Here is a 17,794-nt window from a genome sequence, read left to right on the forward strand (position 1 = left end):
GCCGCGCACGCGGCTCCCGCATCCCCCGACCCCGTCCGGCACCACCGTGCATCAGCCGTTACCGACGAGACGGAAACCCGACCGTGCCGCGCATCGATAAGGATCGATACGCATAAGGTTGCTCTCCGGGTGCCACCCGGGCGCCCTCACGGCGCCCGTCCCGGCGCGGCGTGAATCGACGCACCGCCGAATGGGTGGATAGGGTCCCGATGCAATGACTGGCGCTGCGGAGACCCCGACGGCCCGGATGCGCAAAGCACTGCACCGGGCGCGCACGAGCGTGCGCAAGGCCGGTGTCGACTATTTCCGGGGCGACGGCTCCGACTGGGTCGCCCTCACCGCGCTGCTGCTGTCCGTGCCCGCCCTCGCCCTGGGCACCATCGCCCAGCCCGACTGGTGCGCCCCCGCGGCCCTGGTCCTCCCCATCGTGGCCGGCGGCCTGCTGCTGCGCCCCGCGAGCCTGCTGGGCCTGTACTCCGCCGCGGCCGCCGCGCTGATCGCGGAGGCCCAGGTCCTGGACCCGTACGAGGAGGGCGCGGAGCGGGTCACCCCCGGCACCATCCTCGTCGTCGCGGCGGTCGCCTTCTTCGGGCTGCTCATCGCACAGTTCCGCAGCCGCGTCGGCGTGCCGTGGCGGCGCGGCGGCACGATGCTCTTCGACCTCCGCGAGCGCATCCGCGTCCAGAGCAAGCTGCCGAAGCTCCCGCACGGCTGGCACCGCGAGATGGCGCTGCGCCCGGCGGGCGGCCAGTCCTTCTCCGGCGACTTCGTCGTCGCGGCCCGCACCAACGGCGGCCGCACGCTGGAGGTCGTCCTCACGGACGTCTCGGGCAAGGGCATGGACGCCGCCTCCCGCGCCCTCCTCCTCTCCGGTGCCTTCGGCGGCCTGCTCGGCTCCCTCCCGCCGCACGACTTCCTCCACGCCGCCAACGGCTACCTCCTCCGCCAGGACTGGGACGAGGGCTTCGCCACCTCCGTCCACCTGGTCCTGGACCTGGACAGCGGCGACTACGACCTCTTCTCCGCGGGCCACGTCCCCGGCCTCCACCTCAGCGCCGGCTCGGGCCGCTGGGAGGAGAAATCGGCCGAGGGCCCGCTCCTCGGCGTCTACGACGGCGCCGAGTTCGAGCCGGTACGCGGCACGCTGCGCCGCGGCGACGTCCTGATGCTCTTCACGGACGGCCTGGTCGAGACGTCGGAACGCGAACTGACGGAAGGCATGGACCGCCTCACGGGCGAGGCCGACCGCTACGTCACCTCGGGCTTCCACGGCGCGGCGTGGCACCTGATCGAGGCGGTGGCGAAGGACGTCAACGACGACAGGGCGCTGCTGCTGATCTGCCGGGACTAGGCACCCTTCGCAAAAGGCCGCGGCGCCGCCATGATGGCCCTATAGTGGCCCTATGGCGACGACGACGATCCAGATCCCTCGCGAAACCCGCGACCACCTCGCCGAGCTCGCGCGTGAACGCGGCCTCACCATTGGGCAACTCGTCGAATCGCTGGCGGAACAGGAGCCTACGGCTGCGCAGCGCGCCGAGCGGCTCGCCGCAGCCCGTGAGCACGTGCGCAAGGTCATCGGTCTCGATATCAGTGACGCCGAGTTCGACCAGGCGCCCGACATCCTCGGCAACATCTACAAGATCGCAGCCAGCAGGGCCCGGAGTGCCGCCGCGTGATCATCCTGGACACCGCCGCTGTCGGGGCACTCGCGGCGGGCCACAAGACGCTCAGTCTCCTGACGGCCAACATGGCGGCCACGCGTGACCAGCTGTATGTTCCTGCTCTTTGCCTCATGCAGGCCGAAGCGGACAGCGATGGCGCAGCCCGGCGGGTTCTCGGCTTTCCCACGGTCACCGTCGACCCTCTTGATGCGATCGCCTCCGTCACCGTGGGCACGATGATCCGTGACGGATACGGCGGCCCGGACACTTGTCACGCCCTGTACTGCGCACTGCCCCGCGCCGAGTTCACCGGTCTGTCGATTCTGCTCACCGATGACGAGGACCGATATCCGCCCGGGACGCTCGCCATCAGCGTCGATTCCCCGGGGATGTTGGGCTTTTTCTGAGGTCCATGCCGATGGTGGGCCCCGTCCCCCTTGGCGGGGGCGGGGGAAACCCCGACATGTGATCATTTCCCGGTGACATCCAGCACCGCCCCGCCCTTCACCGGCGACTTCGAAGCCCACCTCACCGTCCGCTCAGGCACCTCGGCCGGTTCGAGCGTCCTCGAACGCCACGCGGCGGCGCACGGGCTGAAGTTCACGCACATCGTGCTGGAGCGCGGACGCACCCCGAGCCAGCCCATGCTCACCCTGCGCCGCTCCGGCGCGCTGCCCGCGGTGCGGGAGGCCGTCGCACGCACCGAACGCGCCTTGCGGAACGCCGGGTTCGACATCGTACGGACGAAGATCGAGGCCGCCCCATGGGCGGACGGCGTGCCGGAGACGGACGGCGAGGCCGTGGCGCTCGGCGCCCGCCACTACTTCGAGCACCACGTCAAGCTGCTCCTCGCCCCCGGCACGGACACCGCCCCGCTCGCCGCCCTCGCCGTCGCCCACACCGCACACCTCTCGTACAACGCCCGTCGCGTACGGGCGGACGGCCGCGCGGAGCGGTTCGTCACCCAGCGGTGCAGGCTCGTGGGCCGCTGCACGGCAGGAGAGCGACTGGAGGCCCTGGCGGCATCGCTCCGCGCCGTCGGCCATGAAATCGTCTCCGTCGAGCGGGAGTTCGTCGTGCACGACAGCAACGAGTCACTCGACGCAGGCTGGATCGCAGAGGAAGAAGGTACGGACGCATGACGGCAGCAACTCCGTGGGAGCGTTTCAGCCACGGCCCCTGGGACGCCGGCATGGTCGTCCCGCAGACCCCACCGGACGAAGCGACGCGCGTGGCACGGGGCTTGCCGCAGACCCTGCGCCCCGTGCCCGGCGAGGGCGTCACCCAGCGCCCCGCCCACGACCCGGCCGCCGGCCACCACGTGCGCGGCATGCGGCTCAGCGAGCCGCAGTTCGTCGACGCCGGCACCGGTGCGGCCTGGTACGCGGCACGCCGCCACGCACTGGACCACGTCCTCGCGGCCGTCGCCGGCTCCGAGTGGGCCGAGCACCTGGTGCTGCGCGGCAGCGTGCTGCTGAAGGCGTGGTTCGGCGACGCGGCACGCGAGCCCGGCGACCTGGACTTCGTGGTCGTGCCGCACACGTGGCAGCTCCAGGACGCCCGCACCGACGCCCTGTTCACCGACGTCGCCCGCGCCGCCGAAGCACTCTCGCAGGAGCCGGGCAGCCCCGTCCGCATCGACGCCTCCGGCGCCGCGAGCGACGAGATCTGGACGTACGACCGGGTGCCCGGCCGCCGCCTCGTCCTGCCCTGGACGGCCACGGCGGACGGCGTCCCGCAGGGCACGGTCCAGCTCGACTTCGTCTTCAACGAGCCCCTGCCCGAACCGCCGGTGCGGACGGAGCTCCCCAGAGCGGCGCCGGGCGGCACCCCGGCGGTCCTCAAGGCGGCGAGCCCCGCGCTCTCCCTCGCCTGGAAGATCCTCTGGCTGGTCTCGGACTCGGACCCCGAGGCCAAGGACCTCTACGACGCGGTGCTCCTCGCGGAGGGCGCGCGCACGCACCTGACGTACGAGCTGCTGGACCGCGTCCTGAGGGAGTCCGGCGAGCCCGCCGACCTCGGCTACATCCTCTACTCGGCCGCCGAGGCCGACTGGTTCGAGTTCCACAAGGACCACCCCGAACTCCCGGACAGCGACAGCGGCTACCTGGCACGCCTGGTCATGGCCCTCGCCCCCGTCTTCGCCCCCGACGAGGACGGGCTGTACGCCCGGCTGGCCGCCGCCTTCCACGACACGACGGAACTCGTGCGCGAGGAGCGCGCGGCGGGCGGCATGGAGGCCGTCGAGGCGTGGTTCGCCGCCCGTTGCGTGCACAGCCTGGGCGCGGTCGTGGTCGTACGCGAACTGCTCGGCCGTACGGAGTGCACCCTGCGCGGGGCCGCCGACGTGCTGATGACCTTCCGCGACAAGTGCTTCGGCCGTGACGAACCCCTGTACAAGGAGGGCGGTTGGGCCGGCAGCCCGCACGGCATGGCGGCCCGGCTGGAGGCGGCGGGGGCGGCGGGGGCGGCCGTCAGCCGGTGACGGGTCCGGTGGCGAAGCTCTCCTCCCCGTCGGACGCCACGAACTCGGCCAGCCGCGCGTAGCCTTCGCCGCCGTGCCCGGCCGCGACCGCCCGCGCGAGCGGCTCCCTGAGCAGCGCCGGCAGGCCGGGCGCCACGCCCCGGAGCTCGCTCGCGTGGACGAGGATGTCCGCCATCGCGAGGTGCCGCTCCAGGGGAATGCCGTCCGCCGGACAGTGCCCGGAGCCGATCTGCGGGGCGTACTCGTCCATGAGCCCTCCGACGGTCCGCAGCCACCGGCGGGCCACCTCGGTGAACTCCGTCGCCGTGACGTTTCCGCCGGGCCCGTCCGCGCCGACGAGCGCCACGCTGTGCAGCCAGCCGGTCAGCGTGGCCGACATCAGACCGAACAGCGCCGTCTCGTACACGGACGCGAGCGCGGCGTCGGCCCCCAGGTGGAACGGTTCGCCCAGGGCGGCGAGCGTCTTGCGGTGGTTGTCGAAGGCGCCCTGCGCGCCGCTGCAGAGCAGCAGACAGCCGGGGTCGCCGATGCCCGAAGGGCCCGGCATGACCACGCCGTCGAGATGTCCGGCGACGCCGTGCCGCCTGGCCCGGTCGGCCGTCTCGCGTGCGTGGACCGGCGACCCGGGGGTGAGGACGACGAGCGTACGCCCCGCGATCCCGTCGCCCACCGCGTCCAGGACCTCGCGGTCGGCCCCGCACGGCGCCACGCAGACGACGGCCAGCGGACTCGCGGCCACGGCCGCCCCGGCGGAGGTCGCCTCCACGGCTCCCTTCGCCGCAAGTTCCCCCGCCGTACCGGGCATTCGGTGCCAGACGGTCGTCCGGTGCCCGGCGCCGAGAAACGCAGCGGCCACTGCCGTTCCCATGGGTCCGAGACCGAGAACGCTCACCTCTGCACACATGATTCCCCCGTTTCGCCGGATTCACGGCTTCGTGCGGGGAATCGGCAGACTCCCCGTGAATTGCCATTCTCCAGCCAATTCCCCTCTTACGGGAGACTTCTGCCCACATATATGGACCGAATTCGGCACAGGAGCATCGGGTGTCCCGCCTGCGTCACGACATGCACGTTCTCGTAACAGAGCGCCCGTCGGCCCGGATCGGGCTTGGTGTTCGCGCTGGTGATGTTGCTAAATGTGTGCGAGTCGCCGAGCGGAGTACGTGGCGTACGTGGCGCGTGAGGCGACAAGCAACGACGAGCAACTGAGATGACGGGGAAGACGGGGGTGAGCTCGTGAAGTTCGATATGGGCAATACGGCGCTGTCGGGCCTGGTGGGCAAGACGCGGGGTTCGAGTGAGGACCTGGGCGGCCTGATCCGCCAATTGATTGCTGCGGCGCAGCCGTTGGAGGGCAAGTTCAACGGCGCGGGCAAGCAGGCCTTCGACTCGTTCAAGTCGCATTCGGACCAGGTGACGGCCGATCTGAACAGCGCCCTGAGTGCGATTCTGGGTGGTCAGACGGGTATGGACTCGTCGTTCGGTCAGGGTGACCAGGAGTCGGCGGACAACGCGCGCCAGCAGATGGCGTCGGCGAACTTCGACGCGGCCCGTTTCTCGGGCCGCTAGGAATACGGGGGATTGAGAACCATGGCGAATGCAGACCGCCGCAGCTATGACACGGGCGCTTCGGGCGAGGTCCAGGGCTCTTTGCAGGGCATCATCTCCCGCCTGGAGTCGGTGCTGACGGAGCGCGACGCGGCCGTGAAGGCGGCGATGGCGGACTTCCAGGCGGACGGTGTCTCGGACCAGTACCACGGCAAGGAACTGCGCTGGCAGAGCGCGGCGCACGAGGTCCGTCAGATCATCAACCTTCTCCGGAACACGATGGAGAAGAACGACGGCACGGCGCAGTCGACGCTGGCGAAGGCGAAGGCTGCCGTCGACGGCATCGGCTGACGTAGCGCAGCACTGCAATTCGGGTAAATACGGGGGTATTTCGTGTCCGGTTGGGATCTTCAGGTCGAGGCTGTGCGGACGGTGCTCGGCGACACCGACACTGCCGCGGGCAAGTTCGAGGGTGAGTTCACGACCTACGGCAACAGCATGGCGAGTGCGGCGAAGTCCGCGGGCACGATGGCCCCCGGGGTCGCTCCGAAGAGCGGCACGCCCGGTCCGGTCGCGGCAGCACTGCAGGAATTCGCGGATGCCACGATGAAGGATCTGCAGTTCCTGCCCGCCCGGGCGGCAAAGTCCATCAGTGGTGCGGTGAAGGCCACTGAGGAGTACATCGCCGGTGACCTGAAGATGGCGCAGGACGCTCAGAAGGATGCGCTGAGCGCGCCGAAGCTCCCGCCGTTGGGTGGCAAGGACGGTTCGGCCGGAAAGGGCGACGGCAAGTGATCGACGTCAGTTCCATACCCGACTTCTCCGGTGATCTCGACCAGTTGGAGAAGGATGCGGGCACGCTGAAGAAGGCCGCGTCCGACATCCGCACGACGGGCGGTGACGTCCACAGCAAGTTCCAGGGACTGCACTCCTGCTACACGGCCCCCGAAGCGGACCAGTTGTTCGCGACGACGCTGCCCGTGCGTGATGGCGCGGACAAGTTCGCCACCAAACTGGAGTCCGTCAGCAGCGCCCTGTCGACGTTCGCCAGTGATGCCCGTCCGCTCGTCCAGCGCATGAGCGAGCTGAAGACCCAGGCGGAGGCGTTCTGCAAGTCGGTCGAGGGCAAGAAGGACTGGCAGAAGGACCAGGGCAAGGTCGACAAGAACGCCAGTCTGATCCACGAAGTGGGCCGGGTCTGGGGCCAGTTCCAGGACGCGGAGCGCAAGGCCGCCAACACGATCAGCGGCGTGGCCGGCACCGGCACCAAGTGGACGACCGACGACGGCTCCCACAAGAAGGGCATGTACGGCTTCAGCGCGGACGACGCGGCCAAGGCCGACGACACGCCCTGGGGCAAGGTCGACAAGCGCAAGTACGAGGGCCTGGAGGCCGCCTGGCACTGGACGACGGACCACGTGGGCAGCGTGCTCAAGGGGTTCTTCGTCGACGGTGTCTGGGGCACCCTGACCGGCCTCGGCCACATGGTCAACGTCTTCGACTGGGACACGTTCAAGAAGACGTGGAGCGGCATCGGCGACGTCGTCACCGGTATCGGTCTCTACACGGCCAGGCCGTACGAGCTGGCCATGAACGCCATGGGCCTGCCCGACAAGCCGGACCCGGACGAGGACCGTGCACGGAAGGCGGCACGCGACTTCGGCAAGTCCCTGGTCGCCTGGGACGAGTGGGGCAAGAACCCGGCCCGCGCAGGCGGCACGGTCCTGTTCAACGTCCTCACTTTCGGCTCCGGCTCGCTGCTCAAGCTCGGCAAGGCGGGCACGCTGGCGTCCAAGGCCGGCGAGGTGGGCGAGGTGGGTGCGGCGAGCAAGGTGAGCGCCGCCGCGAAGGTGGCGAACGCCCTCGGCAAGACGGGCCGGCTCGTGGACCCGATGACGTATGTCGGCAAGGCGGGCGAGTTCGTCAAGCTCCAGGTCGGCGACCTGATGTCCGGGATGAAGAACGTCTACAAGGGCACCTACACGGACTTCCTCAACGGCACGGGGAAGTACAAGATCCCCGAGACGTCCGTGAAGATGCCCGACGGCACGGTCGTCCACCACGACGGCAAGATGGACCTGCCGGACGGCACGCCGAGCCAGAAGCCGATCCCGGCCGAGCCGTCGGCGGCGGAGCGTGCGGCGCAGCATCCGGCCGGTACGCCGTCACACGACCGGGTACCCGCGGGAGTGGGTGCGGGCCACGGCGGCGACCACCCGGCACCGGCGCCGAAGCCGATACCGAAGCCGGGCCCCCACTTGGGCGGTGGCGGCGGTGGTGGCCATGTGCCGACGGGGGGCCACGGTGGTGGCGGTCACGACGGTGGCGGCGGCCATGGCGGCGGCGGTCACGACGGTGGCGGTACGCCCCCGCCCCCGCACGAGGGCGGTACGTACAACCCGGGCCCGGACGACAAGATCCCGCACCTCCAGCGCCAGGACGACAACTTCGCGGCCGAGCACAACCGCAAGGGCCAGCGGAAGGCCCACCTCAACGCGGACGGCGACCTGGTCCCGGCCGACCCCAACGGCGACGCGTCGATCGTCGACCACATCGTGGGCCGCGATCCGAAGAAGTCCGAGAGCCCGTACACGTCGCTCAGCGAGGACGGCGCCGACGCCAAGGACTACGGCGGCAAGAAGATCCGCGTGGATCTGCCGAACCTGGTGAAGGACATCGCCGACGGCAAGGTCAAGGGCGTCGAGGTGTACTCGCCGAAGGAGGTCGAGGCGGCGATCCAGCAGAGCGCCGATAAAATCGCGGGCGAGCACGTGAACATCGACGTACCGCCCGGGACGAGCTACGACGACATCTCGAAGCGGGCCGCGGAGATGGCGAAGGAACACGGCTGGGGCAAGGCCAAGACGAAGCGCATCGAGCAGCGGATCAAGGACATGATGCACACGCGCCGCGACTCCGAGTGGCTCATCAAGGGCGTCGTTCCGCACGAGTACATCCACGAAGCGTCGTGACGTCCGACGTCCGACAGCCAAGGCATTCGAAAGGCATTGATCATGACGCGCTTCCGTGAATTGCTCGGCACGGATTTCGACGGCGAGCCGACGGACGACATCGACGACGTCATCTTCGGCGCATTCGACGACCCGGCCCACCGGGACCGGGTCCCCGGCCTCGTCGAGCTGATGAACGACCCCGCCGCTCCCGAGAACGAGCGCTTCCTCGCCTGCCTCGCCCTCACGACGTGGGGCGAGCAGGCCGGCTACGACGCCGTGATCCGCGCAGCGGCGGACCCGAAGCGGTCGCCGTGGTACGACGTGCTGATCGACCGCAAGTTCTCGGTGGACAGCACCTTCGCGCAGCTCGCGGAGGCGGCCTCCGACAAGGACCTGGCGGAGGAGAAGGGCACGCTCCCGCTCCGTACGGAGGCGCTGCGCGCACTGGTCCGCATCGCCGACACCGAGTACTTCGAGGACAAGCTGGGCGAACTCCTCGACGGCGCGGTGCTGGCGGCCCTGCTCGACGACATCAAGGACGTCGTGGGCCGGGGCGTGCGGTCGCTGACGGCAGGGGAGCGGCGCCCGTTCGACCTGCCGACGCAGCTGGTGGACCTGGCGAGCGCGGTGGCGTCGACCGAGGGCGCACCGGCGGTGGAGCTCGCGACGAGCGTGCTGGACGCGGCGCCGTCGCAGCGGGCGCTGATGCACGCGGTGGCCGTCGTCCACCGGGCGAGCGGCCCGGAGGGCCGGCAGTTCGCCGAGTACCTGATGGCGTCCGGGGACGACGAGGTCCGCTCGGCGGTGCGTGGGGCACTGGGCAAGTAGCAGGCGGTAGGGGCGCCTTGGGGCGCCCCTACGGCAGCTCCTTCGAGACGAAGGAGCCGAGGCCGGGCTCGGTGTAGATGAGGCCTTCGGTACGCAGGGCCCGGTGCACCTTGTGGGCGGTCATGCCCGCGATGCCGAACTCTTCCGTGAGCTGGACGACGGACGGGACCCGCGACCCGGGCGGGTACGTGCCGTCGCTTATGCGCTGCTTGATCACTTCGGCTACTTGGCGCCAACGAGGCACATCGGGAACGAATTCGATCACATGGGCACGCTACGTGCTCCATGCAGTGCTATGCGAGATAGAGATTTATAAGGACCCCAAGGATCCTAGGGGTCCTACGCTAGGCTCCGCGCTCAAGGAGAACCCCGGCGACCGCTGACACGATCCCGGGGCGTGGCCAACGCTGTTATGGGAGCGTCGACATGCGAGACCTTAGCTGCCGCCTGGTCGCAGGTGCGAGGGCCCGATGCGGCCCTCGCACTTCGCGGCGGACGATCGGCATCGCCCGCCGCGAGGCGACCCGGTGAGCGGAGCGACGTACTGCATGACGGCGCCCGCAGTGCCGACAACGGCCCGCCTGGCGAGGGAGTTCGTCACCGCAGCCCTCGTGGCGGCCGACCATCACCAACTGGTCGAGGACGCTCGGGTCTGTGTCTCGGACACCGTTGCAAACGTCGTCCGGCACGCCCGCGTGCAGGAGCTCACGGTGGAGATGGTGGTGAACGAGGAGCGCGTGCGCGTGGCAGTGCGCGATGCCGATGCACGCAGACTCCCGTGGCCACGGCAACCGGGCAAGGAAGAGGAGGGCGGCAGAGGCCTGACGCTCGTGCGACGCCTCTCGTGCGACTGGGGCGTCGCGTGGGTGTGGGACGGGCTGGAACTGGTGGGCAAGAAGGTGTGGTTCGAACTGTCACGTTGAGTGCGTAGCGGGACAAAATGGGTGGGGTGCGGTACGCGCCCCGCCCGTTGTCAGTGGCCCATGACACAGTGATGACACATGGTCATCTGTGGAACCAAAGCACTTTGTGGTCACGTAGATGATGTTGATAGACATGTTCGAGTTGTCGTCGAGTGGCGGCACATGAGACACGGGGGTGAGCTCGTGAAGTTCGACATGGGCAATACAGCGCTGTCGGGCCTGATCGGCAAGACGCGGGGTTCGAGTGAGGACCTGGGCGGCCTGATCCGCCAGCTGATTGCTGCGGCGCAGCCGCTCGAAGGCAAGTTCAACGGCGCCGGCAAGCAGGCCTTCGACTCCTTCAAGTCCCATTCGGACCAGGTGACTGCTGACCTGAACAGCGCCCTGAGCGCGATCCTGGGTGGCCAGTCCGGCATGGACTCTTCGTTCGGTCAGGGCGACCAGGAGTCGGCGGACAACGCGCGCCAGCAGATGGCGTCGGCGAACTTCGACGCAGCCCGTTTCTCGGGCCGCTAGGAATACGGGGGATCGACAGACATGGCGAATGCAGACCGCCGCAGCTACGACACCGGCGCCTCGGGCGAGGTGCAGGGTTCCCTGCAGGGCATCATCTCCCGCCTGGAGTCGGTGCTGAACGACCGTGACGCCGCGGTGAAGGCCGCGATGGCGGACTTCCAGGCCGATGGTGTCTCGGACCAGTACCACGGCAAGGAACTGCGCTGGCAGAGCGCGGCGCACGAGGTCCGCCAGATCATCAACCTTCTCCGGAACACGATGGAGAAGAACGACGGCACGGCGCAGTCGACGCTGGCGAAGGCCAAGGCTGCCGTCGACGGCATCGGCTGACGTAGCGCGTCACGGTAATTCAGGGAAATACGGGGGTATTTCGTGTCCAGTTGGGATCTTCAGGTCGAGGCTGTGCGGACGGTGCTCAGCGACACCGACACTGCCGCGGGCAAGTTCGAGGGTGAGTTCACGACCTACGGCAACAGCATGGCGAGTGCGGCGAAGTCCGCGGGCACGATGGCCCCCGGGGTCGCTCCGAAGAGCGGCACGCCCGGTCCGGTCGCGGCAGCACTGCAGGAATTCGCGGATGCCACGATGAAGGATCTGCAGTTCCTGCCCGCCCGGGCGGGCAAGTCCATCAGCGGCGCGGTGAAGGCCACTCAGGAGTACATCGCCGGTGACCTCAAGATGGCTGAGGACGCCCAGAAGGATGCCCTGAGTGCGCCGAAGCTGCCCCCGCTGGGCAAGGACGGTTCGGCCGGAAAGGGCGACGGCAAGTGATCGACGTCAGTTCCATTCCGGACTTCTCCGGCGATCTGGAGCAACTGGAGAAGGATGCGGGCACGCTGAAGAAGGCCGCGTCCGACATCCGCACGACGGGCGGGGAGGTTCACACCAAGTTCCAGGGGCTCAAGTCCTGTTACACCGCTCCGGAAGCGGAGCAGCTGTTCGCGACGACGCTGCCTGTGCGCGATGGCGCGGACACGTTCGCCGGCAAGCTGGAGTCGGTCAGCGGTGCCCTGTCGACGTTCGCCAGTGATGCCCGTCCGCTCGTCCAGCGCATGAGCGAGCTGAAGACCCAGGCGGAGGCGTTCTGCAAGTCGGTCGAGGGCAAGAAGGACTGGCAGAAGGACCAGGGCAAGGTCGACAAGAACGCCAGTCTGATCCACGAAGTGGGCCGGGTCTGGGGCCAGTTCCAGGAGGCCGAGCGCAAGGCGGCCAACACGATCAGCGGCGTGGCCGGCACCGGTACCAAGTGGACGACCGACGACGGCTCCCACAAGAAGGGCATGTACGGCGTCAGTGCGGATGACGCGGCCAAGGCCGACGACACGCCCTGGGGCAAGGTCGACAAGCGCAAGTACGAGGGCGTGGAAGCGGCCTGGCACTGGACGACCGACCATGTGGGGAGCGCACTCAAGGGCTTCTTCGTCGATGGAGTCTGGGGCACCCTGAAGGGCCTCGGCAACATGGTCAACGTCTTCGACTGGGACACGTTCAAGAAGACGTGGACCGGCATCGGCAACGTATTTGGCGGCGTCAGCGCGTACCTCATGACCCCGTACGACTGGGCCATGGACAAGATGTTCGGCCCGACGGACCACAGCGACACGGACAAGCAGAAGAAGGCGCTCCGCGACTTCGGCAAGTCGCTCGTCGCCTGGGACGAGTGGGACAAGAACCCGACCCGCGCAGGCGGCACCGTCGCCTTCAACGTCCTCACCCTCGGCGCCGGCTCCTTCCTCAAGCTCGGCAAGGCGGGCAGCCTCGCGTCCAAGGCCGGCGAGGCGGGCGAGGTGGGTGCGGCGAGCAAGGTGAGCGCCGCTGCGAAGCTGGCGAACGCCCTCGGCAAAACGGGCCGGCTCGTGGACCCGATGACGTATGTCGGCAAGGCGGGCGAGTTCGTCAAGCTCCAGGTCGGCGACCTGATGTCCGGGATGAAGGACCTGCGCACCGGCCCGACTGCCGACTTCCTCAAGGGCACATCCGAACACCCCGGACCCCTGGTCTCCACTCCCGAGGGCCTGAAGTACACCACGCCCCAGGGCGAGCCCCGCGTCCTCAGCCCCGAGGGCAAAATCCTCGACCAGCACGGCAACTTGGCCGCGCCTCCGGCCGTCAAGGAACCGCACAAGACCGACCTCGGCGGCACCCACGAGACCAGCCCGGCCGAAAAGCCAGTCCTCGTCCACGCGGGCGGCTCGCACCCCCAGGCATCCGCCCACGCGGGAGGCGGAGCCGCCGACAGCGCTGCCTCGCACACGGGCGGCCACGCCGGTGAACCCGCCGGCTACTCCGGGAGCGCTTCGCACACGCCGGACACGCATGGCGGCCACAGCACGCCGGCTCACCCTGGGCACGACGCTCCGGGCGGAGGATCGGGTGGCCACAACACGGGTGGCGGCGGGAGTCACCACGACTCCACTCCACACGGCCACGACGAGCCCCGTCACGTGGACGACAACCCGCCGCACGACGGCGGCCACAACAACGCCCACGACGCGCACTCGGGCAACGCCCACGACGCGCACTCGGGCAACGCCCACGAAGGCGACGGCGCGCACCCTGCCGAGGCCGGCGGAGGGGACCACCCCGGTGGCCACGACGGCCACGGCGGTCACGACGCCGGAGACCCCCCGCCGCCGCACGACCCCGCCGGGGCCGGAGGCCATGGCGGCGGGCCTTCGGGCAAGCCGCTCGACCCGCAGCCGGCGTGGCACGGGTCCAGTGCCGACGTCATGAAGCACCACCGGACACCGGCAGTGGACGTGTCGCACTTGACGCCCGAAGAGAAGATCAAGGCTCTCACCGACGAGTCCCAGAACCTGGCGGACAAGGCGCGGAGGGATCCGGATGTCGTTGTCACCGGCAAGGAGCCCCCGATCCCCAAGGGACAGCACAAGCTCGATTCGGGTTGTGCCGGCAGCCTGCTCCACGACAACGTGATCACTTCGCACACCAGCACCACCAAATTCGGTGGCCAGAAGATGCCCAAGAACCATCCGGTGCTCCAGGACATGCTCGACCAGCTCCAGCGGGACAAGGACGCGGGGCTTATCGACCGATTGGGTCGTGGGCACGGCAAGTGCTCGGAAATTGCGCTGATCAACGACCGGTTGAAGATGCTCGACCCCACGGGGAAGAACATAAAAACCGTGGAAGAGGCCAGGGAGCGCCTTGAGGGTGCAGTCATGCATACGCGAACCATCGGTGAGCAGTTCAATCCGGAGACACAGCTCACGGAGCCGCACGGCACCTATTTCCCGCCCTGTCATACTTGCAGGCACGTCCTTCCCGGCCTGGGAATCCACCCTCATTCGTAGGCGCGTATGCGCAAGGAGCTGCTCATGACCTTGAACACTCATACGCCCGATGTCGAGCGCTGGCTGTCGGCGCACGGGTGGTCTCCCGGCCGGGACATCGGCGAACGGGCCGACGAACTCGTGTCCTTGCGGGTACGCGGCGCGGCGGAGCAGGGGTCGCCCCTGACACCTTCCGCAGCGGCCGTCCGCGTCATCCGTTCGTACGGAGGGCTTGAACTGCCCTACCCCGGGGGCGAGCCGAAAATGACCTTGATGATGGACCCCACCATCGGCTTCCGCGGGGACGCCCGGCAGATCGCCGAACTTGCCGAGCAGCTGGGCTCGGAGCTTTTCCCGGTGGCCTTCGAGACCTACGAGAACGGCGTCTGGCTGGTGGACGGGACGGGGCGTTTCTTCTACCTGCACCACACCGGCGGATATTTCCTCGGGCAGAACGAGTTCGAGGCTTTCGCGAACGCGCTCAGCGGGGACACCCTTGCCGACGCGGAGGATTACTTTGTCTGACACCTACCCTTCCGTGGCCGCGTCCCTGCTCATCCGGGACGCGATCGTCAGCCACACCAGCCTGTTCGGTGAGGGGACGCCGAACCTGCACCCGACCGTGCAGGAATTCTTCGACGCTCTGCCGGCCGAGCAGCGCGAGCGATTCCTCGGCACGTGTGCCGAGTCCGCTCTGATCTCCGACCAGTTCTGGGCACTCGACGCGGAGCGCGCCGACGGCCGCGTCACCACCATCGCGGAAGCCCGGCCTCATTTCGAGGGAGCGGTCATCCTGTCCCGGAAGATTCGCCCCGACGGCGACCCCGAGCACGGCCGGATCACCCGGCCTTGCCGGTCGTGCACGGCGTTGCTGGAAGCGCTGGGTGTTGTGGTCCACGGGGCCTGACGAACTTCGGAGGAGGCCGATCCCGGGCGGGCAGCAAGGGGAACTCCACTATGATCGCCTGCCTGTTCTGTGGTGATCGACAAGGGGGACCCATGCGTAAGACACTCACCGGGATGGCGGCACTGATCGCAACTGCCGCTCTGCTGACGGGATGTGGCAGCAGCGGCGGGGGCGGCGACAAGGGCTCTGCCAAGAGCGACACCACCGCCAAGTCGAGCGTGGAGCCGAAGGCCGACGCAGGCGACAAGGACGTCACGCACGAAGTGACCTTCGAGGTGCAGGGCACCGGGAAGACCCAGGTCTACTACGACCTGGACACGAACAAGGGTGAGGAAGTCTCTCTGCCCTGGCAGAAGACGGCCAAGGTCTCGGTGGTCGGCGCGGAGCACAGGGTCGGGCACCTGCTGACCCTTGCTCCGGGTTCGACGCAGGGCGACGACGGCATGCTCCGGGCGGCCTCGTGCGTCATCAAGGTCGACGGCAAGAAGGTCGCGGACAACCAGGACGGAAAGTCCGGCAAGCCGTGCGAGTACAAGCTGAAGTGAGCGCTTCCGACAGCAGAAACCCCGAATAATCGGGCCCAGAATTCAGGGTTTCCGCTGTCGGAAGCGTCTGCCGGGAGCGGCCGCCGTCTCCTGCACGGGGCCTGGCGATCGGCTTCATCCTCGCCGCCGGGTGGCTCGGCGGTGACGCCGGCGTCGAGGGCGGGTCGGTACCGCCCACTGCACGTGTCCGGTTGCGTGGAGGTCCTCCCGAGGTCTGACCGGCGGACCGCCGCGCGGCTGAACGGTGATCAGTCCGCGGCGCGATGTGCCGGAGGGGCGCCGGGCGGGAGTGTGGAGCACGGCCGGAGACACCGGCCGACGGTCGTCCCGACCGTCCCTCTCGTCGCTGATCGCGAGGTCCTGCCATGACCCGTTTCGCCCTGCCCCGCAACCGCACCCGGATCGCCGCCCTGGGCGCCGCACTTCTCATCGCCACAGCCGCCGCCGGCACGGCAGTTGCCTCCGACGACGCGGGCGGCCGGCACAACCGGCCGCAGCGGGAAGCCGCTTCGCTCACCGGCACCGGAAAGCTGTACCGCTCCGCCGGGGACGACATCCACTTCACCTTCGACGCGCACCTGGACGCCAAGGACCAGATGGCCCCGGACAAGGCCCACGGCACGTTCCGCTTCAGCCACTACCTGCACGGCAAGGGCGCCTCGGCCGAGGGCCGGATCGACTGCCTGGTCACGGGCGGCAAGGTGGCCGTGGCCACGGGCGTCATCACCAAGTCCGACCTGGACGGCTCCGTGGGCAAGCGGGTCGGCTTCACCGTCGACGACAGAGGCAGGCACGGCGACCGCCTCGGCTACAGCTGGGCGGCCACGGGCAGCCCGCGCGACACGAACGACCTGCCCAAGTGCGTGAGCTCCGCGCCGTTCGAGAAGGTGGAGAGCGGCGACTTCACGGTGGTGCCGTGGGAGCCGAAGCTGTAGCGCGAGCGCCGGCGGCCGGAACACCTGCCTCCCGGCCGCCGGTGGTGACCCTTGGCCAACGATCGTCCCGTAATCCCCGGCAGAACTCCGTACCCTTGCGGGCTGACACCCACGCAACACACGATGCAGGAGGAGGCCGCCGCTGCATGAGTGCGCCGCACGCCGACGAGCCGGGAGACCTCATCCCGCGGCCCGCCGCGACCTTCCCCGCGCTCCGCACCGCCCTCGCGCGGCTCGATCCGGCGCGGCTGCCCGAGTACCAGGCCGACCGGGACCAGGCGTTCACGCTCGCCACGCGGCACGCCTCGTTCCATCCCATCCGCGCCTTTCTCACCAAGTGGGCCACGGAGATCGAGATCGAGCGCCGTCCGGCGGTGGCCGCGCGGTACCACGCCGCGCTGAACGCCGCGAACACCCTCGACGGGGGCGACCCCGCCTGGCGGGCGGCCATGGACGAGTGCCTGGCCATCCACAACGAGGCCCGCGCCGCCCACGCCCCGCCTTTGTCGCCGTGATGTGACGTGACGTGCCGTGCAGTGAAAGGCCGCCCGGTCGGAGTTCGGCATCAAGTAATGCGTGCGTAACAGATATTCCGGTGGGGGCCTCCCCGCAATGCGGATCCACGACTCCAAAACGGACAAGCCGCCCCGCGCCCCCACCCCGCCCTGTCGGACCCACGGGCTAAGCTGAACAAACTCCCGGCACCGGTTCCGAACCGGACCGGGCTGCCACCGTGGGGGTCGTTGCCGGATCGCGAAGCAAGCGCGGCAAGCCCGGTGCATCGGGCAAGACGGGGAATGATGGCGAAGGATTACGACAGTCAGCTGCTGGAGTCGGTGTCCGTGCGGCGCCGCCGTATGCGGGATGCGCTGCTCTACGGGGCCCAGCGGGCCCGCCGCTCCGCGGACGAGAAGCTCGGCAAGGTATTTGCCGGAATTGCCATTGCTGCGGTGCTGTGCGCCGGATGCGTCGGGTGGTCGTTCATTCAACACACCCTCGCCAAGCAGAAAGAGCAGCAGAAGCAGCAACAGCAGCGGTATGCGCCGGTGGCACCCACGCCTACGCCTACGCCTGTGTCCACATCCTCGTCCACATCCGATGACGCCCCCGCCCCCACCCCCAAAGCAACGCACAAAGCGCACAAAGTGACGGAGTCGGCCCAGTGATAGGTTCTGCCGCGTGAACGTGGGGGCAAA

23 protein-coding genes are annotated in these 17,794 nt (G+C 69.0%); 21 read left to right on the plus strand and 2 right to left on the minus strand.

What is annotated here, in order from left to right; genetic code table 11:
* Positions 1-214: 214 nt before the first annotated feature.
* The 5 genes from ACMATS_RS25555 to ACMATS_RS25575 all read left to right on the plus strand — a co-directional run bounded on the left by ACMATS_RS25555 (position 215) and on the right by ACMATS_RS25575 (position 4,149).
* A complete protein-coding gene (locus ACMATS_RS25555) occupies positions 215-1,351 on the plus strand; it encodes a PP2C family protein-serine/threonine phosphatase (RefSeq protein WP_336413420.1) in 1,137 nt (378 codons plus the stop codon).
* Positions 1,352-1,403: 52 nt separating this feature from the next.
* Positions 1,404-1,679 (plus strand): hypothetical protein, encoded by a 276-nt coding sequence (locus tag ACMATS_RS25560; RefSeq protein ID WP_390780189.1) that lies wholly within the window; start codon positions 1,404-1,406, stop codon positions 1,677-1,679.
* Positions 1,676-2,071 (plus strand): hypothetical protein, encoded by a 396-nt coding sequence (locus ACMATS_RS25565; protein WP_390780190.1) that lies wholly within the window; start codon positions 1,676-1,678, stop codon positions 2,069-2,071. The genes ACMATS_RS25560 and ACMATS_RS25565 overlap by 4 nt, the downstream gene beginning before the upstream one ends.
* 72 nt (positions 2,072-2,143) lie before the next feature.
* Positions 2,144-2,806, plus strand: coding sequence for a hypothetical protein (locus ACMATS_RS25570; RefSeq protein WP_390780191.1), 663 nt, complete (start codon positions 2,144-2,146; stop codon positions 2,804-2,806).
* Entirely contained in the window at positions 2,803-4,149 is a 1,347-nt protein-coding gene (locus tag ACMATS_RS25575) for a nucleotidyl transferase AbiEii/AbiGii toxin family protein (protein ID WP_390780192.1), read from the plus strand. The genes ACMATS_RS25570 and ACMATS_RS25575 overlap by 4 nt, the downstream gene beginning before the upstream one ends.
* Here ACMATS_RS25575 and ACMATS_RS25580 read toward each other — a convergent pair.
* Entirely contained in the window at positions 4,139-5,053 is a 915-nt protein-coding gene (locus ACMATS_RS25580; RefSeq protein WP_414169217.1) for an NAD(P)-binding domain-containing protein, read from the minus strand. The genes ACMATS_RS25575 and ACMATS_RS25580 overlap by 11 nt on opposite strands.
* 332 nt (positions 5,054-5,385) lie before the next feature.
* Between ACMATS_RS25580 and ACMATS_RS25585 the strand changes: the two genes are divergently transcribed.
* From ACMATS_RS25585 to ACMATS_RS25605, 5 genes are read left to right on the plus strand one after another with little or no spacing between them, the layout of a single operon-like run.
* On the plus strand, positions 5,386-5,718 hold the full coding sequence (locus ACMATS_RS25585) for a hypothetical protein (RefSeq protein ID WP_336411605.1): 333 nt from the start codon (positions 5,386-5,388) through the stop codon (positions 5,716-5,718).
* Positions 5,719-5,739: 21 nt separating this feature from the next.
* Positions 5,740-6,048 (plus strand): pore-forming ESAT-6 family protein, encoded by a 309-nt coding sequence (locus tag ACMATS_RS25590; protein WP_390780194.1) that lies wholly within the window; start codon positions 5,740-5,742, stop codon positions 6,046-6,048.
* Positions 6,049-6,090: 42 nt separating this feature from the next.
* Positions 6,091-6,492, plus strand: coding sequence for a DUF6507 family protein (locus ACMATS_RS25595; protein ID WP_390780195.1), 402 nt, complete (start codon positions 6,091-6,093; stop codon positions 6,490-6,492).
* Positions 6,489-8,669, plus strand: a complete 2,181-nt coding sequence (locus ACMATS_RS25600; protein ID WP_414169218.1) for a hypothetical protein — start codon at positions 6,489-6,491, stop codon at positions 8,667-8,669. Before ACMATS_RS25595 ends, ACMATS_RS25600 begins: the two co-directional genes overlap by 4 nt.
* Positions 8,670-8,711: 42 nt before the next feature.
* A complete protein-coding gene (locus ACMATS_RS25605; protein ID WP_390780197.1) occupies positions 8,712-9,479 on the plus strand; it encodes a hypothetical protein in 768 nt (255 codons plus the stop codon).
* Between the two features lie 28 nt (positions 9,480-9,507).
* On the opposite strand, the gene ACMATS_RS25610 is transcribed toward ACMATS_RS25605, so the two are convergent.
* Entirely contained in the window at positions 9,508-9,744 is a 237-nt protein-coding gene (locus ACMATS_RS25610) for a GntR family transcriptional regulator (protein WP_414169219.1), read from the minus strand.
* Positions 9,745-10,027: 283 nt separating this feature from the next.
* Between ACMATS_RS25610 and ACMATS_RS25615 the strand changes: the two genes are divergently transcribed.
* From ACMATS_RS25615 to ACMATS_RS25665, 11 genes are all read left to right on the plus strand, one after another.
* Positions 10,028-10,402, plus strand: coding sequence for an ATP-binding protein (locus ACMATS_RS25615; protein WP_390780199.1), 375 nt, complete (start codon positions 10,028-10,030; stop codon positions 10,400-10,402).
* A gap of 183 nt (positions 10,403-10,585) precedes the next feature.
* Positions 10,586-10,918: a hypothetical protein gene (locus ACMATS_RS25620; protein ID WP_390780200.1), complete on the plus strand. Its 333-nt coding sequence runs from the start codon at positions 10,586-10,588 to the stop codon at positions 10,916-10,918.
* A 21-nt stretch (positions 10,919-10,939) separates the two neighbouring features.
* The gene (locus ACMATS_RS25625; RefSeq protein WP_390780201.1) at positions 10,940-11,248 is read left to right on the plus strand and encodes a pore-forming ESAT-6 family protein; all 309 of its coding nucleotides are present in this window, start codon (positions 10,940-10,942) and stop codon (positions 11,246-11,248) included.
* Positions 11,249-11,290: 42 nt separating this feature from the next.
* Positions 11,291-11,689, plus strand: coding sequence for a DUF6507 family protein (locus tag ACMATS_RS25630; protein ID WP_390780202.1), 399 nt, complete (start codon positions 11,291-11,293; stop codon positions 11,687-11,689).
* A complete protein-coding gene (locus tag ACMATS_RS25635; protein WP_414169220.1) occupies positions 11,686-14,232 on the plus strand; it encodes a YwqJ-related putative deaminase in 2,547 nt (848 codons plus the stop codon). Before ACMATS_RS25630 ends, ACMATS_RS25635 begins: the two co-directional genes overlap by 4 nt.
* Positions 14,233-14,238: 6 nt before the next feature.
* Positions 14,239-14,736: an SUKH-3 domain-containing protein gene (locus ACMATS_RS25640; RefSeq protein ID WP_414169221.1), complete on the plus strand. Its 498-nt coding sequence runs from the start codon at positions 14,239-14,241 to the stop codon at positions 14,734-14,736.
* Positions 14,729-15,118: a YwqJ-related putative deaminase gene (locus ACMATS_RS25645; protein WP_336411609.1), complete on the plus strand. Its 390-nt coding sequence runs from the start codon at positions 14,729-14,731 to the stop codon at positions 15,116-15,118. The genes ACMATS_RS25640 and ACMATS_RS25645 overlap by 8 nt, the downstream gene beginning before the upstream one ends.
* 92 nt (positions 15,119-15,210) lie before the next feature.
* On the plus strand, positions 15,211-15,663 hold the full coding sequence (locus tag ACMATS_RS25650) for a hypothetical protein (protein ID WP_414169222.1): 453 nt from the start codon (positions 15,211-15,213) through the stop codon (positions 15,661-15,663).
* A 365-nt stretch (positions 15,664-16,028) separates the two neighbouring features.
* Entirely contained in the window at positions 16,029-16,598 is a 570-nt protein-coding gene (locus tag ACMATS_RS25655) for a hypothetical protein (protein ID WP_390780206.1), read from the plus strand.
* A 146-nt stretch (positions 16,599-16,744) separates the two neighbouring features.
* On the plus strand, positions 16,745-17,113 hold the full coding sequence (locus ACMATS_RS25660) for a hypothetical protein (RefSeq protein WP_390780207.1): 369 nt from the start codon (positions 16,745-16,747) through the stop codon (positions 17,111-17,113).
* A gap of 285 nt (positions 17,114-17,398) precedes the next feature.
* Entirely contained in the window at positions 17,399-17,764 is a 366-nt protein-coding gene (locus ACMATS_RS25665) for a hypothetical protein (RefSeq protein WP_390780325.1), read from the plus strand.
* Positions 17,765-17,794: the final 30 nt, after the last annotated feature.

It is taken from the genome of Streptoverticillium reticulum, assembly GCF_047456005.1.
Lineage (GTDB): Bacteria > Actinomycetota > Actinomycetes > Streptomycetales > Streptomycetaceae > Streptomyces > Streptomyces reticulum.

Coding starts and splice junctions, on each gene's coding strand:
- ACMATS_RS25555 (WP_336413420.1), top strand. CDS start 215: ATGACTGGCGCTGCGGAGACCCCGACGGCCCGGATGCGCAAAGCACTG.
- ACMATS_RS25560 (WP_390780189.1), top strand. CDS start 1,404: ATGGCGACGACGACGATCCAGATCCCTCGCGAAACCCGCGACCACCTC.
- ACMATS_RS25575 (WP_390780192.1), top strand. CDS start 2,803: ATGACGGCAGCAACTCCGTGGGAGCGTTTCAGCCACGGCCCCTGGGAC.
- ACMATS_RS25580 (WP_414169217.1), bottom strand. CDS start 5,053: ATGTGTGCAGAGGTGAGCGTTCTCGGTCTCGGACCCATGGGAACGGCA.
- ACMATS_RS25590 (WP_390780194.1), top strand. CDS start 5,740: ATGGCGAATGCAGACCGCCGCAGCTATGACACGGGCGCTTCGGGCGAG.
- ACMATS_RS25605 (WP_390780197.1), top strand. CDS start 8,712: ATGACGCGCTTCCGTGAATTGCTCGGCACGGATTTCGACGGCGAGCCG.
- ACMATS_RS25615 (WP_390780199.1), top strand. CDS start 10,028: ATGACGGCGCCCGCAGTGCCGACAACGGCCCGCCTGGCGAGGGAGTTC.
- ACMATS_RS25625 (WP_390780201.1), top strand. CDS start 10,940: ATGGCGAATGCAGACCGCCGCAGCTACGACACCGGCGCCTCGGGCGAG.
- ACMATS_RS25640 (WP_414169221.1), top strand. CDS start 14,239: ATGCGCAAGGAGCTGCTCATGACCTTGAACACTCATACGCCCGATGTC.
- ACMATS_RS25650 (WP_414169222.1), top strand. CDS start 15,211: ATGCGTAAGACACTCACCGGGATGGCGGCACTGATCGCAACTGCCGCT.
- ACMATS_RS25655 (WP_390780206.1), top strand. CDS start 16,029: ATGACCCGTTTCGCCCTGCCCCGCAACCGCACCCGGATCGCCGCCCTG.
- ACMATS_RS25660 (WP_390780207.1), top strand. CDS start 16,745: ATGAGTGCGCCGCACGCCGACGAGCCGGGAGACCTCATCCCGCGGCCC.
- ACMATS_RS25665 (WP_390780325.1), top strand. CDS start 17,399: ATGGCGAAGGATTACGACAGTCAGCTGCTGGAGTCGGTGTCCGTGCGG.